Genomic DNA, 11,979 nt, shown 5'->3' with positions numbered 1-11,979 from the left:
TGCGCGGTCGCCTTGTCGTGTGCTGCCACGTCAGCCGCGCAAGACGCCGACGTGGCTGTACCGCCAACCCCAGCCGTCGGCGCCGCCTCTACGGAATTGCCGGCCGACCGTGTCACCGCAACGCTCGCCGACTATCAACGCTGGCTGGATGAGCTCGCCGCGCGCGACGGTACCGCCGGCCTCGCCACCGCCGTGGTGATCGACGACAAAGTGGTATTCGAGCGCACGCTCGGCTACGCCGACGTGGCGACCCAGACGCCGGTTACTCCGGACACCGTGTTTCGCCTCGCGTCGTTGTCCAAGGCCTTCGCCAGCGCGTTGACCGGGTTGTTGGTGGATCGCCACGACCTGCACTGGCACACCCGGCTCGTCGACGTGCTGCCCGACTTTCGGCTGAAGGACACTGCCGATACCGATGCCGCCACCGTCGCCGATGTGCTCGGCCAGCGTCTCGGTCTGCCGAACAACGCCTACGACAACCTGCTCGAAGCCGGCGTGCCGTATGCGGATCTCATCGCACGCCTCGCCGAGGTCGATCCCATCTGTGCGCCCGGCGCCTGCTACGGCTATGAGAACGTTGCCTTCAGCCTGATCGGCAACGTGCTGGCCGCGCGCCTTGGCAAGACCTTCCCGCAACTGGTCAAACACAACCTGTTCCAGCCACTCGGCATGCGCGACGCCAGCTACGGACTGGACGGCCTCGAATCCAGTCCGAGCTGGGCCCGTCCGCACCGCGCGGCGGGCAACGGCTGGCTGTCGTTCACGCCGAACGAAACCTACTATCAGCTCGCCCCCGCGGCCGGCGTCAACGCGAGCATCCGCGACATGGAGCGCTGGCTGATCGCGCAAATGGGTGGCCGGCGCAACGTGCTGCCAGCCAACCTGCTCGAGCGGCTGCACACCCCCGACGTAGTCACGCCGAGTGAGCTGCACGCCTCGCCGTGGCGTCGTGCGCGGCTCAGCGCGGCGCATTACGCGCTCGGTTGGCGCGTCTACACCTATGGCGGCGAAACGCTGATCTATCACGCCGGCGCGGTGGCCGGTTACCGCACCATGATCGGCTTCTTTCCCCGCTACCGCGCCGGCGTCGTCACCCTGTGGAACGCCAACGGCGCGATGCCGAGCGGGCTCATGCCGATGGTGTTCGACGGCCTGCTGGGACTGCCGCACGTCGACTGGGCCGGGCTCGAAAGCCCGCCAGTCGCAAGCATCGCGCCTGCACACACGGCAAGCCACAAACACCACGGAAGCTAGCTAGGCCCATTCCCCTCAAAGCAAACGGCGCATGCCAGGCACGCGCCGTTTGCCTGCACCTGACGGATCGGGTCAGCGTCCGGTACTGAACTCGATCTTCTGCTGCTTGTTGCTGGCCACCGCCACGCCGTCATGCATCGCCGGCTTGAACCGGTAGCGCGACACGGCATCCACTGCCGCGCGGTCGAACACATGGCGTGGCTGCGCCTCGATCACGTGGATGTCGGTGGTGCGCCCTTCCGGCGAAATGGTGAAGCCGACCATCACCCAGCCGCTCTGCCCGGCACGCAAAGCCGCGGTCGGGTAATTCGGACTGGCCGGCTTGAGCAACACCGCGTCGGCGTTTTCGCCACCGGCGGCCGCCGTGGCCGTCTTCGCCGTGGCCTGCGCCGGCGCCGCCTGCTTGCGCTGTTGTTCGCCCGCCTGCTGCTGGCGGGCCTTGGCTTGCTGCTCCGCCGCCAGCTGAGCCTGTTGTGCCGCCGCCTTGGCGGCGTTTTCCTTTTCCGTTGCGGCACGCTGCGCGACCAACTGCGCGGCCTTTTGTTGATCCTGCGCCTGCTGTTGTTGCTGGTTCGCCAGCTTGCGTTGCGCGTCGAGCTTGGAGCGCAGGATGGTCAGCGTGAAGTTGGCCGGATCGGCCTTCGCCAACAGGTCGATCTCGCGCTGTGCTTCGTTGAAGTCGCGCGAGTTGACTGCCTGCTCGGCGCTGGTTGCCGCATACGGGAAGGTCTCGCGCAACGCGCTGGTGGCCACCGCATTGCCGGGTTGCTTGGCCAGCACGCGCAGGTAGTACTCGAATGCGTTGTTGCCCACTGGCGCCAGCAGGCGCTGCGCCTTGAGCGCCTTGCCCGCTTCGGTCAAAAGCTGATTGACGTCCATCGCCTGCAGGTTCGTCGTGGCCGTGGTCGCAGCGGCGGTGGCCGCCTGGTTGACTACTGCCGTGGTGGCGGGTGCGCCACCGACATCCAGCGCACGCTGCTCCTGCACCGGGCGAAAGATCAGCAGGTATGCGGCGATGGCCAATGCCGCGAAGATGGCAAGGATGGCAACGATAACGGGCCGGGCGGCCCCGCGCGCGCAGCGGCGCGCTTGCAGCATGTATCGGGTATCCATGGTCTCTCACTGAGTGTCGACAGATACCCGCGCTTTTTCCCCCCGTAAATCCAGGAGCGACGAGTCCCCTGACAACGTCGCGGCGCGGATGGGCGAACGGTACCCGCATTGTGCCGACCGGTGCAAATCCAGCGACAAGGCGACCCGGCACCATTGCAACCGGCGCCCATGCGGAGCAGCGCCCCTTTGGTTCCACACCTTCCTGCTGCCCAAACGAAACGTCCCGGCAGGGCCGGGACGAAATTTCGAAGCGGGCTTTCCGCGCTGGGCACCGCGGAAAGCCAATCACGATTGACGCGTATTTGTAGGTTGCTTACTTCTTGCTGGTCTTGCTCGGCTTGCTGGCCTTGGTGGCCTTGACCACCTTGGCCGCCGCCGGCTTCTTGGCCGCGACCTTCTTGGCCGCCGGCTTCTTTGCAACTTTCTTGGCAGTGGTTTTCTTCGCCGCGGCAGGCTTCTTGGCCGCGACCTTCTTTACGGCAGCCTTCTTTGCTGCCGGCTTCTTTGCCACCGGCTTCTTCGCGGCGGCTTTCTTGGCGACGGTCTTCTTCGCGACCGTCTTCTTGGCGGCCGCTTTCTTGGCAGCGGCCGGTTTCTTTGCAGCAGGTTTCTTGGCAGTGGTAACCATGGTTCGTCTCAGCTCCTCATCGGTTGGCAGTGGTTGCCCAGTAAAAGCGTGGAGGAACGCCTCCACCAGCAAGTCGCTGTTGGTGGCGTGCCGCAGATTTTTCACCTGACGTTCTGTGCGCAGGTCGGAAAGCGTTCTCAGTACATGCAGCGGAATCGAGACCGTGATCTTGCGAACCGCGTTGGCCTTCTCGCCATGCTCGACATACGGTGCGATGAATTTCGGTGTTGCCATGTTGCCGTTCCCCGTGAACTTGGGCGAAAGCTATTCCGCAGGGTAGCTGCTGTCAATGGATTTTGGTCGGCAAATCAAGCCGTTTCACCACGCCCGTCACCCGCGCCCTGGCAGCGGTTTGAAAATCGGCCCTTTGCCGGTATTCATCAACAGACGTCTGGACGTCCATACAACGTTCAGCGCGCAGACCGCAACAAAACGCGAAAGCACTTGAAACAAGCCACTTTTGCCCACCTCGCCCAGAGGCGCCGGACATTGACGCCAGTAACGCATCATGTTGTCCGGAGGACCTGCCACGCGCGTTTTCGAGATGAACACCACGCGACCGATGCGCAGGCCGTCGCGGCACACCCGGATACGCAAACGGCCGCTCGCGGCGGCCGTTTGCGGGCGGACATGGACGAACTCTCATTGCTCGTCGTGTTCGATCAGCTCCTCGTACGCCTTGGCATCGAGCAGCTGATCGAGCTCGCTGCGGTCGCTCGGGCGCACCGCAAAGATCCAGCCTTCGCCAAACGCATCGGCGTTGATCGTCTCCGGCTTGTCGCTCAGGAGCTCGTTCACCTCGACCACTTCGCCCGACACCGGCGAATAGATGTCCGAGGCGGCCTTGACCGATTCGAGCACCGCAGCGGCGTTGCCGGCTTCGACGCTGGAGCCGATCTCCGGCAGCTCGACGTAGACGAGGTCGCCAAGCTGGCTCTGCGCATGGTCGGAGATGCCCACGCGCACGGTGCCGTCGTCCTCGACGCGGGCCCACTCGTGGGATTTGTTGAACTTCAGGTCGCCGGGGATTTCGCTCATGGTCGGTTCCAGTCAGGGGTCAGGGAATGGGCACATTCTAGCCGCAAGCAAACGCGCTTCAGATGCCGTCGCACGGCTTGCCGTCGCGCACGAACGGGTACTTCACGATGTGCACCGGCAGCTCGCGGCCGCGGATGTCGACGCGTACGGCACCGGGCTCGCCGACCGGGATGCGCGCAAACGCGATCGCCTTGTCCAGCGTCGGCGCAAAGCTGCCGGAAAGGATCACGCCATCGCCGTTGGCGGTGAGCACCTTCTGGCCATGGCGCAGCACGCCCTTGCCGTCCAGCACCAGCCCGACCATCACGCGCGTGACACCGGCCGCCTTCTGCGCTTCGAGCGCCTTGCGGCCGATGAAGTCGCGCCCGGCATCGAGCGCGATCGTCCAGCCCAGGTTGGCCTCCCACGGCGACACGGTTTCATCCATGTCCTGACCGTAGAGGTTCATGCCGGCCTCCAGCCGCAGTGTGTCGCGCGCACCCAGCCCGCACGGCACCACCCCGGCGGCCTGCAGCGCGTTCCAGAACGCCAGCGTGTGTTCGGCCGGCAGCATCACCTCGAAACCGTCCTCGCCGGTGTAGCCGGTACGTGCGACGAACAGCGGCATGCCGCCCGGCCCCTGCGCCGCCGCCGCGGTGAACTTGGCGAGCTTTTCGATCCGCGCGCGATCCACCTCGTGCACCAGTGCCAGCACCTTTTCGCGGGCGTGCGGGCCCTGTACGGCGATCATCGACAGCTCGGGGCGCTCCTTCACCTCGACGTCGAACGCTTTTGCCTGCTGCGTGATCCACGCCAGGTCCTTGGCACGGGTGGCCGCATTCACCACGGTGCGATAGAAGGTGTCGCCGAGGTAGTAGACGATGAGGTCGTCGATCACCCCGCCCTGCTCGTTCAACATGCAGGAGTACAGCGCCTTGCCGGTGACCTTGAGCTTGTCGATGCTGTTGGCGAGCAGATGGCGCAGGAAATCCTTCACCCGCGCACCGTGCAAGTCGACAATGGTCATGTGCGAGACGTCGAACATGCCGGCATTGCGGCGCACCGCGTGATGCTCCTCGATCTGCGAGCCGTAGTTGACCGGCATGTCCCAGCCACCGAAGTCGACCATGTGCGCGCCGAGCGCGCGGTGGGTGGCATTCAGTACGGTCTTCTCGGTCATCACGGGACGCCTTGCGGGGAGGGAGGGTTGCCATTATCGGCCGCACCGCGGCATCGCGTCATCGTGCACGGCATCACGGCCCGGTGTTGGCCGGGCCCGTCCGCGGACGACGATTCCATGCGAAAGCCCGATCGCCCATAAGAGCGCACTGGCGGACGATGCCTTTGGCGACGCCCGCGCGGGTTGCTACGGTTGGGAGGCGATGCGTGGAAGCAACTGGGTGACCAGCAGCTCGGCCAACCGCTCGGCACGGGTGTCCGCCGTGGGCAGGTGCACCTCAGGGTTCTCCGGTGCCTCGTACGGCGCATCGATCCCGGTGAAGTTGCGGATTTCGCCGGCGCGCGCTTTGCGATACAGGCCCTTGGGGTCGCGCGCTTCACACTGTGCCAGCGTGGTGTCGACAAACACCTCGACGAACTCGCCGCCGGCAAAGCGCTCGCGTACCGAGCGCCGCTCACTGCGATACGGCGAGATCGCGCTGACCAGCACGATCAAGCCGGCATCCACCATCAGGTGCGCCACCTCGCCGATGCGGCGGATGTTCTCCACGCGGTCGGCCGGGGTGAAGCCAAGATCCTTGTTGATGCCGTGGCGCACGTTGTCGCCGTCGAGCAGGTAGGTGTGGTAGCCCTGCGTGTGCAGGCGCTTTTCAACCAGGTTGGCGATGGTGGATTTGCCGGCGCCGGACAGCCCGGTGAGCCACACGCACAGTGGCCGCTGCCCCAGGCTCTCGCCGCGCACGGTCCGGTTCACGTCGACATGCTGCCAGTGCAGGTTTGCCGCGCGGGTCAGCGCGAAATCGAGCATGCCGCAGGCCACTGTCGCGTTGGACTGGCGGTCGATCAGGATGAAGCCGCCGAGCGTGCGGTTGGTGGCGTAGGTCTCGAAGGCAATCGCGGCGTCCACCCCGATCGTGCAGTAACCCACTTCGTTCAACGTCAGCTTGCGCGCGGCCAGCTCGGCCTGGGTATTGACGTCGACCTTGTGCTTGATCGACATCACCCGCGCATTGACCGTGCGCGTGCCGATGCGCAGCCAGTAGTTGCGGTTGGGCAGGAGCGGGTTGTCGCCCAGCCACACCAGGTGGCAGGCGAACTGGTCGGCGATCGGCGCCGGATGCGCGGCATCGGCGATCACGTCGCCGCGGCTGACGTCGAGCTCGCGGTCCAGGCACAGCGTCACCGCCTGCCCTTCGCGCGCGGTTTCCAGATCTCCATCGGCGGTGACGATGCGCGCGATGTGCGCCCGCTCGACACCGGGCTGCACCACCACCTCGTCACCACGCGCCACGCTGCCACCGCAGACAGTGCCGGCGTAACCGCGGAAGCTCTGGTCGGGCCGATTGACCCACTGCACCGGCAGGCGGAAATCTGCCGCGCGGGTCGGCGCCGCATCCGCCGCCTCCAGCAATTGCAGCAGCGTCGGCCCGCGATACCACGGCATGCGTGCGGAAGCCACGCCGATGTTGTCGCCGCCCGGCGCCACCACCGGCAGGCAGTCGACCTTGGTGATGCCGAGCGTTTGCGCCAGCTCGCGATACGCCTCGACGATGCCGGCGTAGACTTGCTCGTCGCAGCCGACCAGATCCATCTTGTTGATCGCCACGATCACCTGGCGAATGCCGAGCAGCGCGCAGATGTAGCTGTGCCGGCGCGTCTGCGGCAGGAGCCCCTTGCGCGCATCCACCAGCACCACCGCCAGCTCGGCGTTCGACGCGCCGGTGGCCATGTTGCGCGTGTACTGCTCGTGCCCCGGGCAGTCGGCCACGATGAAATGCCGTTTCGCGGTGTGGAAATAGCGGTAGGCCACATCGATGGTGATGCCCTGCTCGCGCTCGGCTTCGAGGCCGTCGGTGAGCAGCGCGAAATCCAGTGCGTCGCCGGCGTCCGGATGCAGCCGGCGGCTGTCGGCCTTGAGCGCCTCGAGCTGGTCGGCCGGCACCGTACCGGCGTCATACAGGAGGCGGCCGAGCAGCGTGCTCTTGCCGTCGTCGACGCTGCCGCAGGTGATGAAACGCAACAGGCCCTGATTGTCGTTCGCGGCCATCAGAAGTAACCCTCCTGCTTCTTGCGCTCCATCGATGCCGACGGGTCCTTGTCGATCACCCGCCCCTGGCGCTCGGAGGTGTGCGTGGTGGCCATCTCCTCGATGATCTTGTCCAGCGTATCGGCGCCCGATTCCACCGCGCCGGTCAACGGGTAGCAGCCCAGCGTGCGGAAGCGCACCGTGCGCAGCGTCGGCGCCTCGCCGGGGCGGAACACGAAGCGGTCGTCGTCGACCATGATCAGCGCGCCGTCGCGCTCCACGATCGGCCGCGGCTTGGCGAAGTACAGCGGCACCAGCGGGATTCCCTCGCGGCGGATGTACAGCCAGACGTCCATCTCGGTCCAGTTGGAAATCGGAAACACGCGCACGCTCTGGCCTTCGCACAAGCGCGTGTTGTAGGTGTGCCAGAACTCCGGGCGCTGGTGCTTGGGGTCCCAGCGATGCTGCGCGTTGCGAAACGAAAACACGCGTTCCTTCGCGCGCGATTTCTCCTCGTCGCGGCGCGCGCCGCCCAGCGCGGCGTCGAACCTGTACTGGTCCAGCGCCTGCTTCAGCGCCTGGGTCTTCATGATGTCGGTGTGCACCGCGGCGCTGCGGGTGAACGGCGAAACGCCCTGCCGCACGCCTTCCTGGTTGGTGTAGACCAGCACCTGCACGTCGCCCGCGGCCGCCACCTGGTTGCGGAACGCGATCATCTCGCGGAACTTCCACGTGGTATCCACGTGCAGCAGCGGGATCGGCGGCTTGGCCGGGTAGAACGCCTTGCGCAGCAGGTGCAGCAGCACCGAGGAATCCTTGCCGATCGAGTACAGCATTACCGGCCGCCGGTAGTTCGCAGCCACTTCGCGAAAGATGTAGATCGCCTCGGCCTCCAGCTCATCGAGGTGCGCGGTTTCCTGCGCCATGGCGTGCTGCACTGACTCCATCGTCGGTACTCGTTGCTGCGCCCCGCGGCGCGATATCGGCTGCCCATGTTACGCGGCAGGCACTGAATGCCCGAAATAATCCGCACGGTTGCGGCGTGCGCCACGCGACATATCAGCACATCAGAAGCCTGCGCGCTGCCACTGATTGGTAGCTGGAGGCACTTGGTGGCCATGCCCGTAGCTTCCGCGGTCACAACTCGGTGCGCGGCACGCCGGCTGCCAAGAAGCCGTTGCGAAGGAATCACCCACGGGCGACCCCGTGATTTGTCCCGCCGATGGTCTTGAACCACACGCGGGCTGTAGGGGCGCACGGCCGATGGGCATCACGGCGACGTCAGATGAGCCGCGCGACGTGCTGCGCTAGGCTGCGCGTTTGACTTGGAGCGTTGCCGTGCCGACCTCTCCGCTCGCCTTCGCCACGCCGCCCAACACGCCGCGCTGGCTGCGCGTCACGCTGTACTCGCCGCCGGCGCGCATCGCGGTGTTTGTCGTGGGGCTGGCTGTCACCATGCTCGCGTTCGGGGCGCTGGTGCAGGTGATGCTGGGCGGCTCGCCGACGCCCATGAACGCGCTGAACACGCCGCTCGGCAGCGTGCGCTACCTCGCCGGATTCGTGCTGCCGGTGGTGCTGGCCTATCTGTTCCTGGTGCATGTGATCGAGCAGCGCCCGGTGGCGGAGCTCGCGCTGCGCAAGCTGCCGCGCGGCATGGCGGCCGGCGCAGCATTCGGGCTGGGGTTGTTCAGTACAGTCGTCGGCGTGCTGTGGCTGGTCGGCAGCTATCGCGTGACCGGCACCAACCCCGACGCGCACTGGCTGGTCGCGCTGCTCACGGTCGGCCTCGGCGCTGGCATCAGCGAGGAAATCCTCACCCGCGGCGTGCTGTTCCGGGTGATCGAGGAAGGCCTCGGCACCTGGTGGGCACTGGCGCTCTCGGCCTTGTTCTTCGGCTTTGCGCATGCCGGCAATCCCGGCGCCACGGCGTGGAGTTCGCTGGCAATCGCGATCGAGGCCGGCATCCTGTTTGCGCTCGTGTACCACCTCACCCGCTCGCTGTGGCCGTGCATCGGCCTGCACGCGGCGTGGAACTTCGCGCAGGGCACGCTCTACGGCATCCCGGTGTCGGGCACGCACGCGGATGGATGGCTGGTGTCAACCCGCAGCGGGCCGGATTGGCTCTCCGGCGGCACGTTTGGCGCCGAGGCCTCGGTGGTGGCGCTCACCCTGTGCAGCCTGTGCTCGATCGCGCTGCTGCTCGTCGCCCTGCGGCGCGGCTCGATCGTGCCGCCGGCATGGCGGCGGCACTGAACGGCGCGCAGCGTTTCCTGCTCAGGCGACCTTTGCCCTGCGTTCGCGGTCGGCGCGGGTTACCGCCGCGCGCAATTCCTCCGGTGCGAAATCATCCACCGAGATGAACTCGAACGTGGCGTCGCGCACGCGCCGGATCAGGTCGTGCTCGGCCTGGCTCAACACCCCGGCGGCCAGTGCTTCGGCGAGTTGGTCGTCGTAGTCGTGTGCCTTGAACTCGCCAGCCTTGAGCGCCTTGAGGAACTTGCGCTCGACCGGCTCGGCAGCGATCACTTCCGGCAGCAAGGCATTCATGCGGCCTACGGTGTTGTTGGCGGTGGGCGTGAGGTAGGTCCACTCGGCCAGGCGATCGCGCGCCTCGTTCGGGGCAGTGAGCAACGCGGCGACGCGACGGCCGAGGCGGTCGGACGGCGGCACCTCGCGGCGACCGAGCGGGAACACCAGCGCACGCAGCAGCCATGCCACCGGGCGCACCGGGAAGTTGCGGATCGCGCCGTCCAGCGCGTTCTGGATCAGCCACATGCACTCGTGGAACCCCCACGCCAGGAACGGACGGTCCGCCTCGGGACGGTCGGTGTCCTCGTAGCGCTTGAGCATCGCGCTGGCGATGTAGAGGTAACTCAGCACGTCGCCCAGGCGCGCGGAGAGTTTCTCCTTGAACTTGAGCTTGCCGCCGAGCACGCCCATGAAGGTGTCGGCGCACAGCGCGAGCGCGGCAGAGTAGCGGTTGAGTTTTTTGTAATAGCGCCGGGTGTAGGCGTCCCCGGCGGCCTCACCCAGACGCCCGCCGGTCAGGCCCATCGCGAAGCTGCGCATGGCGTTGGAGAGGCCGAAACCGATGTGGCCGAACAACGCGCTGTCGAAGGCGCGCAGCTTGTCGCCGTAGTCGGCCATGGTCAGCGCGTGCATTTCCTTCAGCACGTACGGGTGGCAGCGGATCGCGCCCTGGCCGAAGATCATCAGGCTGCGCGTCATGATGTTGGCGCCTTCCACCGTGATCGCGATCGGCACCGAGGCCCAGCCGCGGCCGGCGTAATTGGACGGCCCGAGCTGCACCGCCTTGCCGCCGTGCACGTCCATCGTGGCGCCCGCGGTGACACGCGCCCATTCGGTGGCGTGGTACTTGGCGATCGCGGACGTCACCGCCGGCTTCTCGCCACGGTCGACCGCCGCCGCGGTCGACCGCGACAGCGCCGCGGTGGCGTAGGTGAGGCCGCCGATCTTCGCCAGCGCCTCTTCCACGCCCTCGAAACGCGCCACCGCCAGCCCGAACTGCTTGCGCATGCGCGCATAGGCCCCGGTCGCCACCGCGCCCATGCGCATGCCGCCGGTCGCGTTCGACGGCAGCGAGATCGCGCGCCCTACCGACAGGCATTCCACCAGCATGCGCCAGCCATGGCCGGCCATCTCGCGCCCGCCGATCAGCGTGCCGAGCGGCACGAACACATCCTTGCCGCGCACCGGGCCGTTCTGGAACGGGATGTTGAGCGGGAAGTGGCGGCGGCCGATTTCCAGCCCCTTGGTTTCGCGCGGCAGGAGCGCCAGCGTGATGCCGATGTCGTCCTTGTCACCCAGCAAATGCTCGGGGTCGTACATGTGGAACGCGAGGCCGACCAGCGTCGCCACCGGCGCCAGCGTGATGTAGCGCTTGTCGAAGCTGAGCCGCACGCCAAGCGTCTCGACGCCGTCCACCGTCTGCTTGCACACGATGCCGGTGTCGGGAATGGACGTGGCGTCCGAGCCCGCATACGGGCCGGTCAGCGCGAAGCACGGGATCTCCTCGCCGACGGCGAGTTTCGGCAACAGCTCGTTTTTCTGCTCCTCGCTACCGTAATGCAGCAAGAGCTCCGCCGGACCGAGCGAGTTCGGTACCGCGACCGTCGAGGCCACCGTGGCCGACATCGAGTTGAGCTTCTGCAGCACCGCCGAGTGCGCCAGCGCGGAGAACTCCAGCCCGCCGTAGCGCTTCGGGATGATCATGCCGAAGAACTTGTTGCGCTTGATGAAGGCCCAGACTTCCGGCGGCAGGTCGGCCAGCTCGTGGGTAATCTGCCAGTCGTCGATCATGCCGCACAGCTCTTCGACCGGGCCGTCCATGAACGCCTGTTCTTCGACGCTCAACACCGGCTTGGGCTGCTTGAGCAACTCGTGCCAATCCGGCTTGCCGGAAAACAGCTCGCCCTCAAAACCCACCGTGCCAGCTTCCAACGCGGTGCGCTCGGTATCCGACAGCTTCGGCGTCACCTTGGCGAACAGCTTGAGCAGCGGTGCACTGATCTGGCGCTTGCGGAACCCACCGACAAGCAGCGGCAGCGCGATGCCAAGCTCGATCACCAGCAGCACGATCATGGTCAGTGGCGCATCGGCCACCAGGCCAACCACCAGCGTTGCCACGGGGGCCGCGAAGGCAAACGTGCGCAGGCTGGCGCGGTGGTAGGCGCAGGCGCCGCTGGCAATCAACGCGGCAAGCAAAGTCAGGATCACGGACATCGTTGGCACCCTCGTTGCG

Annotated in this window: 9 protein-coding genes; 2 read left to right on the top strand and 7 right to left on the bottom strand. The window is 66.6% G+C overall.

Going from position 1 to position 11,979, the window contains the following annotated elements; genetic code table 11:
- Positions 1–51: 51 nt before the first annotated feature.
- Entirely contained in the window at positions 52–1,254 is a 1,203-nt protein-coding gene (locus tag AC3WP6_RS04220; protein WP_492626544.1) for a serine hydrolase domain-containing protein, read from the top strand.
- Positions 1,255–1,326: 72 nt separating this feature from the next.
- Here the strand turns inward: AC3WP6_RS04220 and AC3WP6_RS04215 are convergent, their stop codons facing one another.
- The 6 genes from AC3WP6_RS04215 to cysD all read right to left on the bottom strand — a co-directional run bounded on the left by AC3WP6_RS04215 (position 1,327) and on the right by cysD (position 8,164).
- Positions 1,327–2,367, bottom strand: a complete 1,041-nt coding sequence (locus tag AC3WP6_RS04215) for an energy transducer TonB (RefSeq protein WP_492626543.1) — start codon at positions 2,365–2,367, stop codon at positions 1,327–1,329.
- Between the two features lie 313 nt (positions 2,368–2,680).
- Positions 2,681–3,229, bottom strand: a complete 549-nt coding sequence (metJ, locus tag AC3WP6_RS04210) for a met regulon transcriptional regulator MetJ (RefSeq protein ID WP_492626542.1) — start codon at positions 3,227–3,229, stop codon at positions 2,681–2,683.
- A gap of 408 nt (positions 3,230–3,637) precedes the next feature.
- Positions 3,638–4,033 carry a glycine cleavage system protein GcvH gene (gcvH, locus tag AC3WP6_RS04205; RefSeq protein WP_492626541.1) on the bottom strand — a complete coding sequence of 132 codons (396 nt, stop codon included), beginning with the start codon at positions 4,031–4,033 and terminating at the stop codon, positions 3,638–3,640.
- Between the two features lie 58 nt (positions 4,034–4,091).
- Positions 4,092–5,192 (bottom strand): glycine cleavage system aminomethyltransferase GcvT, encoded by a 1,101-nt coding sequence (gene gcvT / locus AC3WP6_RS04200; protein ID WP_492626540.1) that lies wholly within the window; start codon positions 5,190–5,192, stop codon positions 4,092–4,094.
- Between the two features lie 186 nt (positions 5,193–5,378).
- Positions 5,379–7,238, bottom strand: a complete 1,860-nt coding sequence (gene cysC, locus AC3WP6_RS04195) for an adenylyl-sulfate kinase (protein ID WP_492626539.1) — start codon at positions 7,236–7,238, stop codon at positions 5,379–5,381.
- Positions 7,238–8,164, bottom strand: coding sequence for a sulfate adenylyltransferase subunit CysD (gene cysD / locus AC3WP6_RS04190; RefSeq protein WP_492626538.1), 927 nt, complete (start codon positions 8,162–8,164; stop codon positions 7,238–7,240). Before cysD ends, cysC begins: the two co-directional genes overlap by 1 nt.
- A gap of 391 nt (positions 8,165–8,555) precedes the next feature.
- On the opposite strand from cysD, the gene AC3WP6_RS04185 reads away from it, so the two are divergent.
- Entirely contained in the window at positions 8,556–9,470 is a 915-nt protein-coding gene (locus AC3WP6_RS04185; RefSeq protein WP_492626537.1) for a CPBP family intramembrane glutamic endopeptidase, read from the top strand.
- Between the two features lie 21 nt (positions 9,471–9,491).
- On the opposite strand, the gene AC3WP6_RS04180 is transcribed toward AC3WP6_RS04185, so the two are convergent.
- Entirely contained in the window at positions 9,492–11,960 is a 2,469-nt protein-coding gene (locus tag AC3WP6_RS04180; RefSeq protein WP_492626536.1) for an acyl-CoA dehydrogenase, read from the bottom strand.
- Positions 11,961–11,979 lie beyond the last annotated feature (19 nt).

Source organism: Rhodanobacter sp. FW106-HT46G03 (assembly GCF_058789895.1).
This window is presented reverse-complemented; position numbering and strand designations above follow the sequence as displayed.

Coding starts and splice junctions, on each gene's coding strand:
- cysD (WP_492626538.1), bottom strand. CDS start 8,164: ATGGAGTCAGTGCAGCACGCCATGGCGCAGGAAACCGCGCACCTCGAT.
- AC3WP6_RS04180 (WP_492626536.1), bottom strand. CDS start 11,960: ATGTCCGTGATCCTGACTTTGCTTGCCGCGTTGATTGCCAGCGGCGCC.
- gcvT (WP_492626540.1), bottom strand. CDS start 5,192: ATGACCGAGAAGACCGTACTGAATGCCACCCACCGCGCGCTCGGCGCG.
- cysC (WP_492626539.1), bottom strand. CDS start 7,238: ATGGCCGCGAACGACAATCAGGGCCTGTTGCGTTTCATCACCTGCGGC.
- AC3WP6_RS04215 (WP_492626543.1), bottom strand. CDS start 2,367: ATGGATACCCGATACATGCTGCAAGCGCGCCGCTGCGCGCGCGGGGCC.
- gcvH (WP_492626541.1), bottom strand. CDS start 4,033: ATGAGCGAAATCCCCGGCGACCTGAAGTTCAACAAATCCCACGAGTGG.
- metJ (WP_492626542.1), bottom strand. CDS start 3,229: ATGGCAACACCGAAATTCATCGCACCGTATGTCGAGCATGGCGAGAAG.